Annotated in this window: 18 protein-coding genes and 1 other annotated feature; all 18 genes read left to right on the top strand. The window is 46.6% G+C overall.

Features of this window, described 5'->3' with window-relative positions:
* Positions 1-260 precede the first annotated feature (260 nt).
* The 18 genes from rpmG to HMPREF9443_RS03750 all read left to right on the top strand — a co-directional run bounded on the left by rpmG (position 261) and on the right by HMPREF9443_RS03750 (position 21,094).
* Positions 261-410, top strand: coding sequence for a 50S ribosomal protein L33 (rpmG, locus tag HMPREF9443_RS03835; RefSeq protein WP_009145199.1), 150 nt, complete (start codon positions 261-263; stop codon positions 408-410).
* A gap of 46 nt (positions 411-456) precedes the next feature.
* Positions 457-675 (top strand): preprotein translocase subunit SecE, encoded by a 219-nt coding sequence (gene secE, locus HMPREF9443_RS03830; RefSeq protein WP_009145198.1) that lies wholly within the window; start codon positions 457-459, stop codon positions 673-675.
* Between the two features lie 55 nt (positions 676-730).
* On the top strand, positions 731-1,291 hold the full coding sequence (nusG, locus tag HMPREF9443_RS03825) for a transcription termination/antitermination protein NusG (RefSeq protein ID WP_009145197.1): 561 nt from the start codon (positions 731-733) through the stop codon (positions 1,289-1,291).
* Between the two features lie 14 nt (positions 1,292-1,305).
* Positions 1,306-1,731, top strand: a complete 426-nt coding sequence (gene rplK, locus HMPREF9443_RS03820) for a 50S ribosomal protein L11 (RefSeq protein WP_009145196.1) — start codon at positions 1,306-1,308, stop codon at positions 1,729-1,731.
* 69 nt (positions 1,732-1,800) lie between these two features.
* On the top strand, positions 1,801-2,493 hold the full coding sequence (gene rplA / locus HMPREF9443_RS03815; protein WP_009145195.1) for a 50S ribosomal protein L1: 693 nt from the start codon (positions 1,801-1,803) through the stop codon (positions 2,491-2,493).
* Between the two features lie 24 nt (positions 2,494-2,517).
* Positions 2,518-2,653, top strand: a sequence feature (ribosomal protein L10 leader region).
* Between the two features lie 30 nt (positions 2,654-2,683).
* Complete coding sequence (rplJ, locus tag HMPREF9443_RS03810; RefSeq protein ID WP_009145194.1) at positions 2,684-3,211, top strand: 50S ribosomal protein L10; 528 nt, start codon at positions 2,684-2,686, stop codon at positions 3,209-3,211.
* A gap of 65 nt (positions 3,212-3,276) precedes the next feature.
* The gene (gene rplL, locus HMPREF9443_RS03805) at positions 3,277-3,648 is read left to right on the top strand and encodes a 50S ribosomal protein L7/L12 (protein ID WP_009145193.1); all 372 of its coding nucleotides are present in this window, start codon (positions 3,277-3,279) and stop codon (positions 3,646-3,648) included.
* A gap of 145 nt (positions 3,649-3,793) precedes the next feature.
* Complete coding sequence (locus HMPREF9443_RS03800) at positions 3,794-4,453, top strand: alpha/beta hydrolase (RefSeq protein ID WP_009145192.1); 660 nt, start codon at positions 3,794-3,796, stop codon at positions 4,451-4,453.
* A gap of 190 nt (positions 4,454-4,643) precedes the next feature.
* Positions 4,644-5,090: a hypothetical protein gene (locus tag HMPREF9443_RS03795; protein ID WP_009145191.1), complete on the top strand. Its 447-nt coding sequence runs from the start codon at positions 4,644-4,646 to the stop codon at positions 5,088-5,090.
* Positions 5,091-5,094: 4 nt separating this feature from the next.
* Positions 5,095-6,396, top strand: a complete 1,302-nt coding sequence (locus HMPREF9443_RS03790) for a glutathionylspermidine synthase family protein (protein WP_009145190.1) — start codon at positions 5,095-5,097, stop codon at positions 6,394-6,396.
* A gap of 20 nt (positions 6,397-6,416) precedes the next feature.
* A complete protein-coding gene (locus HMPREF9443_RS03785; protein ID WP_009145189.1) occupies positions 6,417-7,298 on the top strand; it encodes a LysR family transcriptional regulator in 882 nt (293 codons plus the stop codon).
* A gap of 344 nt (positions 7,299-7,642) precedes the next feature.
* A complete protein-coding gene (nhaC, locus tag HMPREF9443_RS03780; protein ID WP_210684813.1) occupies positions 7,643-9,094 on the top strand; it encodes a Na+/H+ antiporter NhaC in 1,452 nt (483 codons plus the stop codon).
* Positions 9,095-9,155: 61 nt separating this feature from the next.
* On the top strand, positions 9,156-10,322 hold the full coding sequence (gene iadA, locus HMPREF9443_RS03775; RefSeq protein WP_367998650.1) for a beta-aspartyl-peptidase: 1,167 nt from the start codon (positions 9,156-9,158) through the stop codon (positions 10,320-10,322).
* Between the two features lie 314 nt (positions 10,323-10,636).
* The gene (gene rpoB / locus HMPREF9443_RS03770) at positions 10,637-14,452 is read left to right on the top strand and encodes a DNA-directed RNA polymerase subunit beta (RefSeq protein ID WP_040565010.1); all 3,816 of its coding nucleotides are present in this window, start codon (positions 10,637-10,639) and stop codon (positions 14,450-14,452) included.
* Between the two features lie 20 nt (positions 14,453-14,472).
* Positions 14,473-18,588, top strand: coding sequence for a DNA-directed RNA polymerase subunit beta' (gene rpoC, locus HMPREF9443_RS03765; RefSeq protein WP_040565009.1), 4,116 nt, complete (start codon positions 14,473-14,475; stop codon positions 18,586-18,588).
* Between the two features lie 67 nt (positions 18,589-18,655).
* On the top strand, positions 18,656-19,048 hold the full coding sequence (locus tag HMPREF9443_RS03760; protein ID WP_009145183.1) for a hypothetical protein: 393 nt from the start codon (positions 18,656-18,658) through the stop codon (positions 19,046-19,048).
* A 107-nt stretch (positions 19,049-19,155) separates the two neighbouring features.
* Positions 19,156-19,821, top strand: coding sequence for a response regulator transcription factor (locus tag HMPREF9443_RS03755; RefSeq protein ID WP_040565008.1), 666 nt, complete (start codon positions 19,156-19,158; stop codon positions 19,819-19,821).
* Positions 19,811-21,094, top strand: coding sequence for a sensor histidine kinase (locus HMPREF9443_RS03750; protein WP_009145181.1), 1,284 nt, complete (start codon positions 19,811-19,813; stop codon positions 21,092-21,094). Before HMPREF9443_RS03755 ends, HMPREF9443_RS03750 begins: the two co-directional genes overlap by 11 nt.
* Positions 21,095-21,161 lie beyond the last annotated feature (67 nt).

Raw genomic sequence — 21,161 nt, 5'->3', positions numbered from 1 at the left:
CGTTGTTTCCGAAGTAGAAGAGAAATAATTTTTCCGGCATAGTAATGCAAAATACAAGACCGGTCAGCTTATGGCCGGTCTTGATTTTTTAAGACTGATTGCCAAAGAAACGCTTTAGAGTAATTAAGCACTGTTTGGACAGAAAAAATTTGCGTCAGACGGATATTTATAGTTGACATAAAGTGTTAACTGTGTTACTCTATATTAGCGACAATTTGTGATTGGTTTTATTATTATGTACGTAAGCGAGGTGTAACTAAATGCGTAACCTGATTACTTTGGCTTGCACTGAGTGCAAACAGAGAAATTACCAAACCAACAAAAACAAAAAGAACGATCCTGATCGTATTGAGCTCAATAAATATTGCAAGTTCTGCAAAAAACACACTCTGCACAAAGAAACCAAATAATATTGGCTTGTGCGTAACCGGGTAGTAATAGCAAGGATGTGACAAGATGGCCGTTCCGGAAACTACAGACACTGAGAATAAGGGATTCAGCATTACAACCTTTCTTAGTGAAACTAAAGTAGAATTAAAAAAGGTTACCTGGCCTACCAAACAAGAGCTTATTGCTAACACTATAGTGGTAATTATTGCAGTTGTTTTGTGCGCAGCTCTAATCTGGATTATTGATTCCATCTTTAGTATGTTATTCCGCATGATTTTGCAATAATGAGCTGTAAGGCTTAAGTAAGGAGGGAAGGGGAAGCGTTGCTTTCCGTTTATTCATGGAAGAAGAAAAGCAAGGAAAACATTGGTATGTAATCCATACCTATTCTGGCTACGAAAATAAAGTGCGCGCAAACCTGGAACGAAAAGTTCATTCCTTGGGTATGGAAAATGAAATTTTCCGTATTGAAATACCTACGGAAAAAGAGGTTGAAATCACTTCGGATGGCAAGAAAAAAGTTGTTGAGCATAAAGTTTTCCCAGGCTATGTACTGGTGGAAATGATTGTAAATGAGCGCAACTGGTATGCTGTCCGCAATACTGCAGGTGTAACTGGTTTCGTCGGTTCTGATTCTACCCATCCGACTCCGCTTACAGCTGAAGAAGTAAGGCAGATTATGCCTTCGATGGGTATGGAAGTTGAAGAAACTGTCAAACCCGCAAAAATTGATTTTCAGTTACATCAGAGAGTCCGCATCAAGACTGCGCCCTTCATGGATTTTGAAGGCACAATCAGTGAAATCAACGAAGAAAAGGGTAAACTGAAGGTACTCGTTGATATCATGGGACGCGAAACTCCTGTTGAAATTGACTTTACACAAGTTGAAGAAATTGAGTAAGGAGGTGTAATTAAATGCCGAAAAAAGTCGTTAAAATGGTAAAATTACAGGTACCGGCTGCTAAAGCTACTCCGGCTCCTCCGGTAGGTCCTGCACTTGGCCAGGCTGGTGTTAACATCATGGCCTTCGTTAAGGAATTTAACGCACGTACCGAGAAACAAGTTGGCCTCATCATTCCTGTTGAGATCACTGTATTCGAAGATCGTTCCTTTACTTTCGTAACCAAAACCCCTCCGGCTGCAGTTCTGCTGAAAAAAGCTGCTGGTCTGGAAAAGGCTTCTGGTGAACCTAACAAAAAGAAAGTTGCTAAACTGGGTCGTGACAAAGTTCGCGAAATCGCAGAAAGCAAAATGCAAGACCTCAATGCTGCAAACGTTGAAGCTGCTATGAGAATGGTAGAAGGCACTGCACGTAGCATGGGTATTGTAATCGAAGACTAATTTTAAGTAGTCTTCTCAATTTAGTGGGAGGCAAAAGCCGCTTGTACCACATAGGAGGATTTTATAACAATGGGCAAAAAGTATGATGACGCTTTGAAATTAATCGAAGCTGACAAATTCTACTCTCCGAAAGAAGCAGTAGCTCTGGTTAAGAAAACCGCTTCTACCAAATTTGACAGCACTGTTGAAGTTGCTTTCCGTCTGGGCGTTAACCCTAAATACCCTGATCAGCAAGTTCGTGGTGCACTGGTTCTGCCGAACGGCACTGGTAAATCCAAGACCGTTATGGTTTTTGCTAAAGGCCCCAAAGTTGCAGAAGCAGAAGCTGCCGGCGCAGATTTCGTTGGCGGTGAAGAATATGTTGATAAAATCAAGAACGGCTGGATGGCATTTGACGTGTGCATCGCAACCCCTGATATGATGGGTCTTGTTGGTCGTCTTGGTAAAATCCTTGGCCCTCGTGGTTTAATGCCTAACCCGAAGGTTGGTACCGTTACCATGGACGTAACCCGTGCCGTTAAGGAATCCAAAGCTGGTAAAATCGAGTATCGTACCGATAAATCCGGCAACGTACAAGCTCCTATCGGTAAAGCATCCTTTACTGAAGAGCAACTGTTACAAAACTACATGACCTTGGCTGACACCCTGGTTAAGGTTAAACCGGCTGGTGCAAAAGGTCAGTACATGAAGACTATCACCATGTCCTGCACCATGGGCCCTGGCGTTAAAGTTGACGTCCTGAAAGCTAACAGCGACAAATAATTGTAGTTTTACTTAATTTTACTAAATCAGAAGATAATCGGGCCATAGACAGCAGGTGCCACATGCGTAAGTTTTAACTACGCCTGCCGAGGCTGGAGCGTGAAGATATATTAGACCTTCCGACCTCCGGCTACGGCCGAGAGGTCTTTTTGATTTAATAAAAACATCAAAAAAAGGAGGTGCAATCTAAATGGCAGTTATTAGACCTGAAAAAGTAGCTAAAGTTGCTGAAATTCAAGAGTTGCTTTCTAACTCCAAATGCACTATTTTAGTTGACTTCTGCGGTTTAACTGTTGCTCAGGATACCGAGCTGCGTCGCAAAATGCGTGAAGCTGGCGTTCACTACAATGTAGTTAAGAACACCCTGCTGCGTATTGCTGCAGAACAAGCTGGTATTGAAGGTCTGGAACCTTCTCTGGAGAAAAACACCGCTATCGCTGTTTCCCCGGAAGATCCTGTTGCAGTTGCAAAAATCGTTTGCGAATTCGCAAAAGAAAACAAAGAACTGAAAGTTAAAGTTGGCGTTCTTGATGGCAAAGTTATCGGTGCTGACGAAATCAAAGCACTGGCTTCTCTGCCGCCGAAAGAAGTTCTTATTGCCAAGATGCTGGGCAGCATGAATGCTCCTATCAGCGGTTTTGTCAATGTACTTCAAGGTACTATCCGCAATGTCGTATATGCTCTGGAAGCTGTACGCAAACAAAAAGAGTCCGCTTAATTTGCGGCATGCTGCATAAGGCAGCTTAAAAAATAAAAACTTACTTATTATTGGAGGTAACTATAATGAATAAAGATCAAATCATCGAAGCTATTGAATCCATGACCGTACTCGAGCTGTCCGAACTGGTTAAAGCTCTGGAAGAAAAATTCGGCGTATCCGCAGCTGCTCCGGTAGCTGTTGCTGCTGCTCCGGCTGCTGGCGGCGAAGCTGCTGCAGCTGAAAAAACTGAATTCGACGTAATCCTGACTTCCGCTGGCGCTTCCAAAATCGGCGTAATCAAAGCTGTTCGCGAAGCTACTGGCCTGGGCCTGAAAGAAGCTAAAGAGCTGGTTGACGGCGCTCCGAAAGCTATCAAAGAAAAAATCTCCAAAGCTGACGCTGACGCTCTGAAAGAGAAACTGGAAGCTGCTGGCGCAACTGTAGAAGTTAAATAATCTTGTTTGCTACGATAGTAGCACAATAGATTGTTGATTCGTCTGCAATCCGACTCCCGATGCACTTAGGTGTATCGGGAGTTTTTTGATTTTCTGCCTCAAAGAATATATAATATTTGCAACGGAACCAAGAGGCGAGTAGAGGATGAAAGTCAATTATCAAGGCAATCGCGATGCAAAAATAGTCTTGCTGCAAATAATAGGAGAACACGAGTTGCCGTTTATTGAAGAGGAGCTTTCACATATAAAAGCTATAACGCAGAGTACAGATTTTTTGTTTATTACAGTGCAGGTTGATAGCTGGAATGACGACCTTTCGCCATGGATGGCAGAGCCGATTTTTGGAGATGCTGCCTTTGCTGGCAATGCGGAAAAACTTCTAACACGTATAAAAAATGAAGTAATTGTTCCGTTATTAAGTGAGCATCAAGATATAAAGATTTTTGCTGGTGGCTATTCCTTAGCCGGATTATTTGTATTGTGGGCGGCTTATCAAACAAATTTATTAGAAGGTATAGCAGCAGTATCTCCGTCTGTGTGGTTTCCTAAATTTGTTGATTTTGTACATAACAACAAAATATTAACCAATAGAGTCTATTTAAGTCTTGGCGATAAGGAAGCAAAGACACGCAACCAAATTCTGTCACAGGTGGCAAATGATATTTATGATGTGTATTGCTCATTAAGAGATCATAGGTTGAGCAGTATTCTTGTTTGGAATGAGGGAAGTCATTTTAAGGAACCTGCTTTGCGTATGGCAAAAGGATTTGCATGGTTGATGAACAATGAAAAGATTCACTCATAAGAACACCCATAGATTGTTGATTCGTCTGCAATCCGCTTCCCGATGCACTTAGGTGTGTCGGGAGTTTTTTGATTTTGTGAATGAAGCATAGTCATAGTGCAATTCAGCTGCTTCTTATGCTATAATATGAAAGATGACCTACTATATTGCTGTGTAAAAATGATAGAGATTTTTTATAAAGGAGTTTCATATGCTTACAGATGAAAAACGTAAAAAGCTTTTGGCCGGTGCGCTGGCGGTAGTTATGCTGACAGGTGTTGCAGGCTGTGGTAACGATAAAGACAGTGAGTGGAAGAATGATAACTCTGCTCAGAATAATCAAGATGAAAAGAAGGATGAAGATAACGGCGGAGACTTTTTTCATGGCTTCTTTCCCTGGTACTTCATCGGCCGTACCTTTGGTGTAGGCCCGATGGCAGGTGTGCGAACTGCGCCTGCAGCTAACCAGAAGCAGAATACTGCACCCGCAGGCTCGTCTACTAATCCTAAACCAAACGCTAATACCGCCAACGGCTCTACTGTGCAGCAGGGAACTGCAGGAAGCACGCAAAATTCCAAGCTCGGCAGTACGGGAAGCACAGGCAAAAGCGGCATCGGCAGTGGCATGAGCCGCTCCAGCGGCAGCGCAATTTCCTGAGGTGATGAAGATGTATAAATACCGTAAGCCTGATACATGGCTTGATAAAATTGATTTGAATATGATGCCGTATTTGGATGCGCCGGAGTGGGAAAACCGTTATCCTACTATCAGCGCGCTGCTGATGAGCAATGCCAATAAGCGGGAGCTGCAGCGCATCAGTGCCGGCCTTACAGCAGCACTGTCACGCCTGGCAGAGGCTTTGCGTACCAATAATAATGGCGCAATGCCCTTTAATCTGTTTAATATGACGGATAAGCTCACACCGTATATCCTTGCGGATAACTCGGACCATGTGAGCTATATCAGCCGTCTTGACTTTGTAAAGAATACCGACGGCTGCTATAAGCTGGTAGAAATTAATTCGGATACACCCTGCGCCTTGCCGGAAACCTTTTATGCCAACAAGGTAGCGGAAGCATATTTTGCTAAGGAGTACGGCCTGCATTTGCAGCCGCGTTCAGATGGTGAGGAGCTGGCAGAGCCCTTTTTAAAGCTGTTGGAACAGCCTAAATATGCAGATAAGGATGTAGTGCGCATTGCTTTTGCTGCTGATAAAGGCTACAGTGAGGATTGGGCTAACGCCAAATTTTTATTTGAGCGTGTGCAAGAGGTGTTGCGTGAACGCATTTTGAGCAAGCAGCCATTCGTTTGTCGCCTTGTCGGTTTAGATGAGCTTATAGTACATGATGACGGAGTGTACATTCCTAATGAAATATTCCATAAGGAAGATAGAATTGATATACTGTATCGTCTGCATCCGCTGGAGCTTTTGATGGATGATGAAAGCGAAGACGGCTATCCTGTAGGCTTAAAACTTATGGAGCTGGTAAATTTCGGGGCTGTGGATCTGGTTAACCCTGTAAAATCCATTGTACTGCAGAATAAAGCGCTGTTGGCACTGGCATGGTATCTATATCAGCATCGTCTTTTCTGGACACCGCAGGAGGAAGAACTGTTGGCTGCGCATTTAACGCCGACCTATTTGGACAGCAAGCCGCTGGCAGGTCAGCGTTATATTAAGAAGCCTATTTTTGGGCGTGAGGGTGCAGGCATTGCTATTGTAGAGCCTGATGGTGCAACGAGCTACGAGGCAGAGGAATGCGATGACTGCGATTTGATTTATCAGCAGTTTGTTCCTTCAGCAGATGTACAGCAGGAAACAGATAACGGTGAGGCAACCGGCAAGTACACTTATTCCTGCTTTGTAATCAACGGTAAAGCGTCGGAAACCTTTGTGCGTTTGCAGCCGGGAGAAATTACCGGCGTGGAAGCATATTTTGTACCTGTTCTCGATGAAATATAAGAATTTGAGGAATATCCGAAATGAATATCCAAGTATATCAATCTTTTTTGACTGTTGTACAGTGCCGCAGCTTTACGCAGGCTGCGAAATATCTTAATTTTACCCAGCCTACAATCAGCAATCATATCAACGCTTTGGAAGAAGAATACGGCGTTATTCTTTTTACCCGAGATGGCAAGAATGTTTATCTGACGCAGGCAGGTAAAAACTTTGTGCCGATAGCACAGCAGCTGATGGCTGATTATCAGAAAAGCCAGGAGGTAATGCGCCAGTTTCAAAAGAAGAATTACAGTCTGAAAATAGGCGTTTCTACTCAGGGCATAAACTTTTATCTTTTGCCTGTGCTGCTGAAGCTCAAAAAGGAATTTCCCGAGCTGGATATAGAGGTCAACCGCTGTATGACGGTAGAATCGACAATAAATGATGCTTTTGTACAAAAGCTGTATGATTTTGCCTTTGTGCATATTGATGTGCAGCCGCTTTATACCAAGCGTGTACAGCTTTGGAATCAGCCGATGGTTTTTGTAGCCTCCAAAGAACTGTATGAACAGATGGGAGAAAACAATAATATTTATGATTATCCCTTTATTTCCTATCCTGCAAGCGAGGTATACTATAAGCATCTGAAATCTAAGGTTGATTTCACGCGTCTGCAAAGTATATTGACCTTCAGTGATTCGGAATCCGTGCTGATGGCAGTTGAGCAGAATCTTGGTATAGCCTTGATACCGCGGGTAAAGGTAAGGAAGGAACTGGAGCAGGGGACATTAGTCGAATTCCCTGTCAAGTATTCGGGAAATATGCCTATATCGGTTCTTTATGATTATGAATTTAACTTTACCTTGCCTACAAAACGCTTTTTGGAGCTTTTAAAAGAGTCGCAGGAAAAGATAAAGGGTTAATTTACTTTCTGTTCTTTATATAAGAATAATTTATCAAAATACTATAACAGGGAAAATAATCTTATTGATTTTTTAATTTAGGGCTTCTTCAGCATGTTTGAAGAAGTCCTAAATTTTTAGTATAAAAAAGCGTATGGTTAAGCAAATGTCCACGAATTATAGTACAAATTTTGTATACAAAATACAGAACGGCGAATAAATTGCTTATGTATACAAGAAAAATTCCAATAAGTATAGATAAAGAAAACTGTTGAGATAATTAAGCTATAATGATAAAATTTTTATAGATAGCGTTGCTTGCGCAAAATTAAGCCGGCTAGATGACTGGCAGAAACGAGGGTATTATGTCAAAGGATATGCAAAAAACTGAAGAAAAAACAAATAGGCGTATGCCAACCTTTACGGAATCCGTTATTCCTATTATTGCCATGATGGTTATTCTGACTGTCGGCAAAGGTTATCTGGGTTACGCAACCGAGCCGCTGCTGCTTTTGGTAGCTGCTATTGCCGGCCTGATTGCTTACCGCGTTGGTGTTACCTGGGATGAAATGATGGACGAAATCTGCCAGAAGATTGCTAAGGGCATGCCGGCAATCCTGATTCTGACCTGCGTTGGTGCGCTGGTTGGTACCTGGATGGCTTCTGGTACTATCCCGATGATGATTTATTATGGTGTACAGATTGTAAACCCGACCTTCATGCTGGTAACCGCGTTCCTGATTACCGCAGTAGTATCTATCGTAACCGGCACCTCCTGGGGCTCCGTTGCTACTATGGGTGTTGCACTGATGGGTATTGCAAGCACTCTGGGTGTAAACCTGGCAGCTACTGCAGGTGCTGTAATCGCCGGTTCCTATTTCGGTGATAAAATCTCCCCGCTGTCCGATACCACTAACCTGGCACCGGTTGCAGCTGGTTCTACTCTTTATGAGCACATTGCTCACATGTTCTGGACTACTGTTCCGGCAACTATTATTTCCCTGGTTGTTTACGCTTTCGTAGGCTTAAAGGGCAATATCGGCGGCGATGTTTCTTCCGAAGCAGTAAGCACTATGCTGACTCAGCTAGATGGCATGTATAACTTTAACATTCTGCTGATTCTGCCTGTACTGCTGATTCTGGCAGGCTCTATCTTTAAGAAACCGACTCTGCCGGTTATGATGGCTTCCACTGTTCTGGCTGGCGCAGAAGCATTGATTTTCCAAAACATCAACCTGAAAAACCTGCTGCTGGCTACCGTAAAAGGCTTCAAAATTTCTATGCTGACCACTCCCGGCTTTGACCCGGCTACTGCTGCTCCGCAGATTATCAAGCTGTTGAATCGCGGCGGTATGGCTGAAATCATGGGCACCACTCTGCTGGTATTCTGCGCATTCTGCTTTGCCGGTATTATGAGCAAGGCCGGTTGCCTGGAAGTAGTTCTGCAAAAAATCCTGACCTTTGCTAAGAGCACTGGCGATCTGATTGCTTCCACCGTTGCTTCCTGCATTACCATGGGCCTGTGCACCGGTAACTCCTACCTGTCCATTCTGATTCCCGGTGAAATGTTCCGTGACGCTTATAAAGCAAGAGGTCTTGCTGCTAAGAACCTGTCCCGTACTTTGGAAGATGCAGGTACCGTATTTGTACCGTTGGTTCCCTGGTCTGCAGCAGGTGCTTATATGACCGCCTGCACCGGTATTGAAACTCTGGATTATGCTCCGTGGGCAATTCTCTGCTACACCGGTTTCATTATAGCTCTGTTCTACGGCTACACCGGTATCGGTATCGCTAAGTTGGAAGACGAAAAGAAATAAGCCGGCTGCGCAAGCATGTCGGCAGTACTGAGCCGTTGCTTGGTACGCAATGAAAGGAAAAGTGACAATTTTGATTAAACTTATTAGAAACGCTGATGTTTACGCACCTGCTCATCTTGGCAAAAAGGATGTGCTGGTTATTGCAGATAAGGTAGTGCGTATTGCTGATAAAATTGAAGGCTACGAAGGCATGCCTGAAGTAGAGGTATTTGATTTCAGCGGCAAAAAGCTGCTGCCCGGTTACATTGATATGCATATGCACATCACCGGCGGCGGCGGTGAGCAGGGTCCTGCTTCCCGCGTACCTGAAGCAATGCTGAGCCAGATTACCAGCTGCGGTATTACAACCGTTCTGGGCCTGCTGGGTACGGACGGCGTAACAAGAAGCGTAGAAAACCTGGTGGCTAAGGCACGCGCACTGACGGAAGAAGGCATTACTGCCTACTGCCTGACCGGTGCTTACGGAATTCCTTCGCCGACCATTACAGGTTCTATCGAAAAAGATATTATGATGGTTCCGCCTATTATCGGTACCAAGATTGCTGTCAGCGATCATCGCAGCTCTAATCCTCAGGGACCTGAGCTGATTGAGGTTGCTACCGCAACCCGTCGCGGTGGCCTGCTGGCTAACGTTGCCGGCCTGGTAACCATGCATATGGGTTCTGGTATCGGCAAACTGGACCCGCTGTTCTACGCATTGGACCATTCCGATGTTCCTGCAAAGAACTTCCTGCCGACTCATATGCTGCGTACTCGCGAGCTGATGGAAGAAGGCGCAAAGCTGGTACGTCGCGGCGGCTATTTTGACATGACTGCCGGCAGCACTGATGAGGATATGGAAATCGGTGCAGAGCAGATTATGGAAATTCTGAGCTGGGAGGGTATGAGCACCGACCACCTGACGATGAGCAGTGACGCTTTCGGTTCTCAACCTAAGTTCAACGAAAACGGTGACTGCATCGGTCTGACCTACTGCTCTCCTAAATATCTGCATCTGACTATCAAGAGTCTGGTACGCCGCGGTCTGCCGTTGGAAGAGGCTATCAAGCTGCTGACCTCTACACCTGCCGAGCTGCTCGGCAAAACCGGTGTCAAAGGCTGCGTTGCAGTCGGCGCAGATGCTGACCTGCTGGTTCTGGACGAAAACCTGGATATCGACGCATTGTTTGCTAAAGGCCAGGTTGCATTGCTGGATAAAGAGATTGTTCTTAAAGGCCGCTTTGAATAAGCTGCGCCTATGCGAATACAGACACACCGAAGATGCTGTGTCTGTATTTTTTTTTTTGACAAAAATCTTGACAACTTGCGTAATTTATGATAACATATCATACTACATCATTATTATTTTTGCAGGTGTAAATTTTGACAACAAATACTGCCGGGTCAGTGGTTGAACGGCGTATCTTGCTTATAATGAAAGATGAGGCAGATCATCGAAGACAACTGACAAGGTCCTTGTGGTAAGAACCTTGTTGTTTTTTTTGTCACGCATGATTCGCCGAGTTTAGTGTGCTGATAATACAAGAAGGGGTGAGGAATTACATGTTTAAACCGGTTCCAGTAGGTGATAGGACTCGGTATAGTTATGCAAGAATCAATGAAATTTTGGCAATGCCTCATTTGATTGATATCCAGAGAAAATCCTACGAATGGTTCGTTCAAAAGGGCCTCATGGAGATTCTGCATGACATTTCTCCTATTAAAGACTTTGCAGGTAATCTGGAGCTTTCCTTTGAAAGCTTTGAATTAGGAACTCCGAAATACAGCGTTGAAGAGTGCAAGGAGAGAGATGAATCCTATTCTGCACCGATGAACGTTAAAGCACGCCTGATTTTCAAAGACAAGGAAAAAGGCGAAATTAAGGAATCCTCTGTATTTATGGGCGACTTCCCGCTGATGACCGATACCGGTACCTTTGTTATCAACGGTGCTGAACGTGTTATCGTCAGCCAGCTGGTGCGTTCTCCCGGCGTTTACTATAGTGTAACTATGGATCCCAGCGGTAAGAAGATTTACGGTACTACTGTAATTCCTAACCGTGGCGCTTGGATTGAATATGAAACTGACATTAATGATATTATTTCTGCTCGTGTAGACCGTACCCGTAAGGTTCCGGCAACCGTGCTGCTGCGTGCTCTGGGCTTGTCTTCCAATGATGAGATCCTGGCTTGCTTCGGCAATCATCCTGCGCTGCTGGCAACTCTGGAAAAGGATACTACCACTAACAGAGATGAAGCTATGCTGGAGCTTTACAAGAAGCTGCGTCCGGGCGAGCCTGTTATTCTGGAAAACGCCGTACAGCTGATTGAAAACACCTTCTTCGACAGCAAGCGTTATGATCTGGCTAATGTTGGCCGTTATAAGCTTAACAAAAAGCTTGGCTGGCGCAACCGCCTGAGCGGTACCGTACTGGCTGAGGCTATTGCTGATGAAGAAACTGGCGAAATCATCCTGCCGGCAGGCACTAAGATGACCGATGAAAATCTTGATAAGATAGCAGAAAGCGGCATTTATAACGAACGCGGTCTGCGTGCTGTCAAGGTTCAGAACCATGAAGAAGAAATGCTTCTGATGTTCACCACCGGTATCGATGAAAAAATGCATACTGTTACCAATGAGGATGTATTTGCTTCCTTCAACTATTTGCTGAACCTGATGGATGGCCATGGCACCGGCGATGATATTGACCATTTGGGCAACCGTCGTGTACGCTGCGTTGGCGAATTGCTGCAAAACCAGTTCCGTATCGGTCTTTCCCGTATGGAGCGTGTAGTAAAAGAACGTATGACCATTCAGGACAACGAGGTTATCACCCCGCAGGCTCTGATTAACATCCGTCCTGTTGTTGCCGCTATTAAGGAATTCTTCGGCAGCAGCCAGTTGTCCCAGTTCATGGACCAGAACAACCCTCTGGCAGAGCTGACTCATAAACGTCGTCTGTCTGCCCTCGGCCCCGGCGGTCTGTCCCGTGAGCGCGCAGGCTATGAAGTCCGCGACGTACACAACTCCCACTATGGCCGTATGTGTCCTATCGAGACGCCTGAAGGTCCTAACATCGGTTTGATCGGTTCTTTGTCCACCTATGCTGTTATCAATGAATACGGCTTTATGGAAACTCCGTACCGTGTTGTTGATAAAGAAAATAAACGTGTAACTGAAGAAATCAGATACATGACTGCGGACGAAGAAGATAAATATATCGTAGCACAGGCCAACGAACCGTTGGATGATGACGGCTACTTCCTGGGCGAGCGTGTTACCGCCCGTGCAAAGGATGATGTCCTCTCCATTACTCCGGATAAGGTTGACCTGATGGACGTTTCTCCTAAACAGGTAGTATCTATCGCAACCGCGCTGATTCCTTTCCTGGAGAACGATGACGCTAACCGTGCTCTGATGGGTGCGAACATGCAGCGTCAGGCTGTACCTTTGCTCTGCACTCAGGCTCCGATTATCGGTACCGGTATGGAATACAAGGTTGCTTCTGACTCCGGTGTCTGCGTTCTGGCTAAACGTGCCGGCGAAGTTATCCGCGTAGTAGGCAACGAAATCCGTGTACGTGCAGAAAACGGTGAAGTGGATGTATATCCGCTGCTGAAATTCAAACGTTCCAACCAAGGTACCTGTGTTAACCAGCGTCCTATCGTCTTTAAAGGCGATAAGGTTACCGAAAAGCAGATTCTGGCTGACGGCCCTGCTACCGATCATGGCGAGCTGGCTTTAGGTCACAACGTAATCGTTGCTTATATGCCTTGGGAAGGCTATAACTACGAGGATGCTGTTCTGCTGAACGAGGATCTGGTAAAGGCTGATATCTTTACCTCTATCCATATTGAAGAATATGATTGTGATGCCCGCGATACCAAGCTTGGTAAAGAAGAAATTACCCGCGAGATTCCTAACGTATCCGACGAAGCTCTGAAGGATCTGGATGAGCGTGGTATTATCCGTATCGGTGCCGAAGTACGCCCCGGCGATATTCTGGTAGGTAAGGTTACTCCGAAAGGCGAAACCGAGCTGACTGCAGAAGAACGTCTGCTGCGTGCAATCTTTGGTGAAAAGGCACGTGAAGTACGTGACAGCTCCCTGCGTGTACCGCACGGCGAAGCAGGTAAGATTGTCAGCGTTAAGGTATTCAGCCGTGAAAACGGCGATGATCTGCCGCCGGGAGTAAACGAACAGGTTCGTGTACATATTGCCCAGAAACGTAAGATTTCCGAAGGCGATAAGATGGCAGGCCGTCACGGTAACAAGGGTGTCGTTTCCCGTATTATGGCACGTGAGGACATGCCTTTCCTGCCGACCGGCGAACCGGTACATATCGTACTGAATCCGTTGGGCGTACCTTCCCGTATGAACATCGGACAGGTACTGGAGAACCATCTTGGCTGGGCAGCACGTGCGCTGGGTATGGAAATTGATACTACCAACCTGGCAGCTAAGCTGAATGCCGTTGAAAAAACCGGCGCAGCAGAAGGTACTCCGGAATTTGAAGCAGCCTTCAAGGAAGAGCTGGCTAATTCCGAAACCGCTAAGAAATTAGAGCATTACGGCTACGATTATGAAAAATATGGTATGCCGGAAACTGTTGAAATTGATAAATTCGGTGGCAAGAGCGTAAAAGCAGTACAGATTTCCGTACCTGTATTCGACGGTGCGCATGAGCAGGATATTGCTGATGCACTGGAGCTTGCAGGCATTGATAAAACTGCTAAGACCACTCTGTATGACGGTCGTACCGGTGAACCCTTCGATAACCCTGTTACCGTTGGTCTGACCTATTACCTCAAGCTTCACCATTTGGTTGATGATAAGATCCATGCCCGCAGCACCGGCCCGTACTCCTTGGTTACCCAGCAGCCGTTGGGTGGTAAAGCACAGTTCGGCGGCCAGAGATTCGGTGAGATGGAAGTTTGGGCGCTGGAAGCATACGGCGCTGCTTACACCCTGCAGGAAATCCTGACTGTTAAGTCCGATGACGTTGTTGGCCGTGTTAAGACCTACGAAGCAATTGTTAAGGGCGAAAATGTACCTGATCCTGGTATTCCTGAATCCTTCAAGGTACTGGTTAAGGAATTGCAGTCCATCGGTCTGGATATCAAGGTTCTCAACGAGGACGAGGAAGAGGTTTCATTACGCGACGATGAGGATGACGATATTGCAACCACCGCTCGCGAGGTTGATTTAGACATCAACGGCCAGGTTGTTGAAAACGCACCTGAAAAGCCTGTTGATGATTATGCTGATAATGACGCTACCGAGGATGATAGTGATTCTGGTGACATCATTGCCGATATGGGTAATTTCACTATTACCGATAATCCCGATGGTGACTTAGATGATCCGACTAATATGTAAGAGAAGGGAGCGAATGATTCTTGATCGACGTAAATAATTTTGTGTCTATGCGTATCGGTTTGGCTTCTCCGGACCAGATTAGAGCCTGGTCCTACGGCGAGGTAAAAAAACCCGAAACCATCAATTACAGAACCCTGAAGCCGGAACGGGATGGCCTGTTCTGCGAAAGAATCTTTGGCCCTACTAAGGATTGGGAATGTCATTGCGGCAAATATAAACGCATCCGTTATAAGGGTATTATCTGCGACAAGTGCGGCGTTGAAGTTACCCGCAGCAAGGTTCGTCGTGACCGTATGGGCCACATCGAACTGGCTGCGCCGGTTTCCCATATCTGGTACTTCAAAGGTATCCCCAGCCGTATGGGCTTGATTCTGGATATTTCTCCGCGTAGCCTGGAAAAAGTTTTGTATTTTGCCAGCTTCATCGTACTTGACCCGGGTGAAGGCACTGACCTGGTTAAAGGCCAGCTGCTGACCGAGCCTGAGTACATGGAAAAACGTGATAAATATCCTGAAGCAGGCATCCGTGTAGGTATGGGCGCTCAGGCTATTAAAGAGCTGCTGGAAGCTATTGATCTGGAAGCTTTGACAGAGCAATTGCGCCATGAAATGAAGGAGCTGAGCGGTCAGCGCCGTGTACGTGCTATCCGCCGTTTGGAAGTAGCCGAAGCATTCCTGAAATCCGGCAACCGTCCTGAATGGATGATTATGGATGTAGTTCCGGTTATTCCGCCTGAACTGCGTCCTATGGTACAGCTGGATGGCGGTCGTTTCGCAACCTCCGACCTGAACGATCTGTATCGCCGTGTTATTAACCGTAACAACCGTCTGAAACGTCTGCTGGAGCTGCATGCGCCTGATATCATTGTCCGCAATGAAAAACGTATGCTGCAGGAAGCAGTAGATGCTTTGATTGATAACGGCCGTCGCGGCCGTCCGGTTACCGGTCCCGGCAACCGTCCTCTGAAATCCTTGTCCGACATGCTCAAGGGTAAACAAGGCCGTTTCCGTCAGAACCTGTTAGGTAAACGTGTTGACTATTCCGGCCGTTCCGTAATCGTTGTAGGTCCTGAGCTGAAAATGCATCAGTGCGGCCTGCCGAAGGAAATGGCTCTGGAGCTGTTCAAACCCTTCGTTATGAAGCGTTTGGTAAACAGCGGTGAAGCAACTAACATTAAGAGTGCTAAGCGCATGGTAGAGCGTGCTACCAACGCTGTATGGGACGTTCTGGAAGAGGTAATCAAGGAACATCCTGTACTGTTGAACCGTGCACCGACTCTGCACAGACTGGGCATTCAGGCTTTCGAGCCTATCCTGTCCGAAGGCCGTGCTATTAAGCTGCATCCTCTGGTATGTACCGCTTATAACGCCGACTTTGACGGTGACCAGATGGCTGTCCATCTGCCGCTTTCCGTTGAGGCTCAGGCTGAAGCACGTATGCTGATGATGTCCGTAAACAACATCCTGGCACCGAAAGACGGCAAGCCTGTTGCTGTTCCTACACAGGATATGGTTTTGGGCTCCTACTATCTGACTATTGAAAAGACCAGCAAGGATGACCCGAACGTTAAGGGTGAAGGAACCCGCTACAGCAGCGTAGATGAAGCTCAGCTGGCTTACTTCCACCATGCGGTAGATCTGCAAGTACCTATCGAGGTTTATATTCCCAACAGCGAAATCTATGATGAAGAAAAGGGTGCAGCTGTCGGTGAAACCGGTATGTCCCTGGTAGTTACAACTGTAGGTAACACTATTTTCAATGGCGAGCTGCCTCTGGAAATGCGTTACTATCATAAAGAAAAAGATCAGGTTGTTGAAAAGCGTCTGGATGCTTCCGGCAATGTTGTTGAAACAACCGTTGAAGTTGAACGTTGGCATCTCGGCAAGCTGATTGACAAGAAAGAATTGGGCAGACTCGTTGCTAAGGCTCACAAGCTGTACGGCAACCTGCGTACTGCCGAGATTCTGGATATTGTTAAGAAAATGGGTTACGATAATGCTTGTAAATCCGGTATTTCTATCGCAACCTCCGATATTCAGATTCCTGCTGAAAAAGAAGTTATTCTGGAAGCAACAGAGCATGAGGTTGATAAGGTTGAACGCCTCTTCCGCCGTGGTTTGATGAGCGATGACGAACGTTATCGTAAGGTAATTGACCTGTGGAACGAAGCAACCGATAAGGTTACTGATAAACTGATGAAATCCACCATGAACAAGTTCAATCCTGTATCCATGATGGCTGACTCCGGTGCCCGCGGTAACAAACAGCAGATTCGTCAGCTGGCCGGTATGCGTGGTTTGATGGCCGATCCTTCCGGTCGTATCATTGACCGTCCTATCAAATCTAACTTCCGTGAAGGCCTGACTATTTTGGAATACTTCATTTCTTCTCATGGTGCTCGTAAAGGCTTGGCCGATACCGCACTGCGTACCGCTGACTCCGGTTACCTGACTCGTCGTCTGGTTGACGTTGCACAGGACGTAATTGTCCGTGAGGATGATTGCGATATCGTTGGTATGAACCTGGTTAAGGAACGCAGCCGTCTGAGCAAGGCTGTTCTTGGCGCAAGCCAGAACAAAATCCGCGAAAAGGTTATGGGTCGTACTCTGGCTTCCGGCGTACTTGATGAAGAAGGCAACCTGATTGCTGAAGCAGATACCAACATCACCGAAGAGCTTTTTGCTAAGCTCAATGATGCAGGTGTTGAAGAAATCAATCTCTATTCCGACGAAGATATGAACGGTGAGGATATCGAAAATGTCCGCATCAACATCAGCGATACCTTTGCTCATAATGTGCTGAAGGAAGCAATGATGCATAACTTCAACGGCAAAGAAGTGGCAGCAGATATTGTTAACGGTGCAGGCGAAGTGCTGGCACATACCGGCGAAACTATGACCGAAGACATTATCAACGCTGTTCTGGCTGACGGTACCGTTAAGGAGCTGCGTATCCGCAATAACGAAATTGCCGGCATTGAGGTTGAGGCAATTACCGAAGGCAAAAAAGAGAAAACCATCATTGAAACCCTGCATGACCGTATCATTGGCCGTAACCTGGCTGAGGATATTCTGGATGAAAATGGTGAAATTCTTTATCATATCAATGAATATGTTACCGAGCCTATGGCAGAACGTATCTGCCAGCTGCGTGAAAAGGTTAAAATCCGCAGCGTACTTACCTGTAAGGCTAAGTTCGGCGTTTGCCGCAAGTGCTATGGCCGTAACCTGGCAACCGGCAAGAACGTCGATGTTGGTGAGGCAGTCGGCACTATCGCTGCACAGTCCATCGGCGAACCTGGTACTCAGCTGACCATGCGTACGTTCCATACCGGCGGCGTTGCTGGTGCAGACGATATTACCCAAGGTCTGCCTCGTGTCGAGGAGCTGTTCGAAGCACGTAAACCGAAACATCCGGGCATTCTGTCCGAGGTTGCAGGTCACGTACATATTACCCAGGAAGGCAACAGCCGCAAGGTAACCGTAATGGCACTGGATGGCGAAAACCAGGAATATCAGATTCCTTACGGCGCTAAGCTGTCTGTTGTTGAGGGCGAGGAAATCGCTAAGGGCGACCGTCTGACCGAAGGTTCTCTTAACCCGCATGACGTACTGCGTATCAGCGGCGTGAAGGCTACCCAGAACTATCTGGTATCTCAGGTAGTAGGCGTTTATAAGTCTCAGGGCGTAGATATCAACAGTAAGCATATCGAGGTTATGGTTCGTCAGATGATGCGCAAAATCCGCATCGAGGAATCCGGTGACACCACAATGCTGCCGGGTGAAGACGTTGATGTGGCAGAATTTGAAGAGCAGAATACCGAGATGCTGGAAGCAGGCAAGGCTCCTGCAGAAGGCCGTGCTATCCTGCTGGGTATCACCAAAGCTTCTTTGGCTACCGACTCCTTCCTGTCTGCTGCTTCCTTCCAGGAAACCACCCGCGTACTCACCGATGCCGCTATTAAAGGCAAAGTTGACCCGCTGCTGGGCCTGAAAGAAAACGTTATCATCGGTAAGCTGATTCCGGCAGGTACCGGTATGAGCCGTTATCGTGATATCAAAGTTAAATATAATGTTCCGATGCCCGAAGTTGCAACTGCTGAAACTGTAGCAGAAGAAACTCCCGATAAGGAATAACGTATAAGCAAGCGCGCCTCAAAGCCTTAAGCTCTGAGGCGCTTTGCTCTCTAAGGAGAACGAATTTATGCTGATAAAAAAATTTCCTGTTCCCTGCCGCGTGGATTATGTTCCTTCTCCCTATGAGCCGGATGAGGACGGCGTGCAGGATGTCGGCTATTATAACGGTAAGCTGAGCGACGGCCGTGCCTATCGCCTGGAATGCTGGCGTATGGACGATATGCTGATGCTGACAGTAATGTTTTCCGACCGCTGTCTTGAGGGCTACAGACGTGAGGATATGGCGCTTTTGCTGGAGCTGGAAGATATCATATGTTTTACAGGTACCAACCGTAAGCTGCAGGCTACACGCACGGAGGATGACCGCGGACAGACTGTATGGGCCATTAATATTATGCTGGCCAATAAAAAAGGCACCTATGCGGAAATTGTGCCGTCATTGAACAGATATATCATGTAAGACAATCGCTGCTGCAGGCAAAGCCTCGGCAGCGATTTTTCAGTTGAAATTAATTTTACATGCCTATACTGCATTGTGATACAATAGCTGTAACGGAGGCGGAAGCAATGAAAATTTTGTTAGCTGAGGATGATATAAATTTAGGTAAGCTTTTGAGCATGCTGCTGAAAAAGCAAAATATAACTGTGAACTGGGTGCAGGATGGCGAGGCTGCCTACGATGCTGTATATGCCGACGGCTATGATGTGCTGGTGTTGGACTGGATGATGCCGCTTCTGAGCGGACTTGACCTGTGCAAGCGTTTGCGTGAGGAGGATTATCAGGGAAAAATATTGCTGCTGACGGCCAAGGATACGTTGGCGGATAAGGTGCAGGGCTTAAACAGCGGTGCCGATGACTATCTGGTAAAGCCTTTCGAGCTGGAGGAGCTGGTGGCGCGTCTGAACGCTCTTTGCCGTCGCCAAGGACAGTACAGCGCGGAAAAGCTGCGTTACGGTGCTTATACTTTGGAAAGCTCTACATATTGCCTGGCATACGGCGAGCGTCGTGTAGAGCTGCGTCCGCGTGAATTTAAGCTGCTGGAGCTGCTTTTGCGTAACCGTGGGCAGGTTATGCCGCGTGCGGTGCTGCAGGACCGCATCTGGGGCATTGACAGCGATGTGACGGAGAACAATCTTGATGTGCATATCCGTCTGCTGCGTAAAAAAATTATGGAGCTGAACGGAGAAGAACTGATTAAAACGATGCGGGGCGTGGGCTATTATGTGGAATAAGCCTTTTGAAAAGCTGCGCCGGCGTATGACCTGCTTATATGCGGCAATCTTCGGTGCTTTGATTTTAGTTATTGTAGCTGCTGCCTATACCTTTATCTGGTGGGAAATATTGGCGTATGAAAAGGAAAATCTTGTAGCGCAAATTTACCATGAGGGCGAAGAATGGGTAGAATCGGAGGAGGCTCCCTGCTCCGAAGCAGCTATCCGCAGCGGGAAGATGCTTGCATACTTTGTGAATGCAGATGGCTCGAAGGTAATTTTAAACCAGCTTGGAACAGGTGAGGCAGGGCAGGAGCTGATGAGTCATAAAGATGATTGGCCGAAGAAGCTGAATACATCGCGTCTTTTGCGGATGCAGAGTGCAAATGGTGCGAGTTATAGATATCTTGCCGCTGTTGCTCCCGTTATTGACGGTGATAAGCAGGTTGGCAGGCTGTATATGTTCAAAAATATGCAGTTTTATTATAATGCGGCCTATAAAACACTGTTTTTGCTTTTGTGTATGGCATTGATACTCTATTTTGCTGCCTGTTATTTCGGTTATTGGCTGGCAGAACGCAATATCCGTCCTATAAGCAACATGTATGCCAAGCAGCAGCAGTTCACAGCGGATGCTTCGCATGAAATGCGCACGCCGCTTGCCGTTATGAAGCTGGCTGTGCAGGGACTGCAGGAGGTTGAGGACAGCAGGCTGAGCGATTTTGCCAAAGAGTCGGTAAACATGCTGCAAAGCGAGTCGGAAAGACTTAGCCGTCTTACGGAAAATCTTATGACGCTGGCGCGCAGCGATGAGGATATTCTTCCCGTGTATACGGCGCAGGTGGATATAACGGCGCTGTGTAAAAAGGTTGCATCGCAGATGTCGCTTTTGACAGCAGAAAAAAAGCTGCAGCTGAAGCAGGAAATCCAGGATAACTTGGTAATGCAGGGTGATGAAATGGCTTTATCGCGCTTGCTGATTATTCTGTTGGATAACGCTATGAAGTATTCACCGGAGCAGACGCAAATTACTCTGCGTGCAGCCAAGGTGAAAACGCATCTGGTACTGGAGGTACGTGATGAGGGCTTTGGCATCAGTGACGAAGATAAGCAGAAGATTTTTGACCGCTTCTTCCGCGTGGACAAGGCGCGCAGCCGTAGTCATGGGGGCTTGGGCTTAGGCTTGTCGCTTGCGCTGGCTATTGTGCGGCAGCATGGCGGCAGCATCAAGGTTCTCGACAACAAGCCTCGGGGAACTGTCATGTATGTGAAGCTGCCGACGGCTGCAAAGTAATTATTAGGCTTTCTTATAAGCTGAATTTAAGATGAATACCCCTTTCAGTAATCATTAAGTGAAGGAG

Source organism: Phascolarctobacterium succinatutens YIT 12067 (assembly GCF_000188175.1).
Taxonomy (GTDB): Bacteria; Bacillota; Negativicutes; order Acidaminococcales; family Acidaminococcaceae; genus Phascolarctobacterium_A; species Phascolarctobacterium_A succinatutens.
Note: the sequence above shows the minus strand (reverse complement) of the source record. Positions and strands in the feature narration are given on the sequence as shown.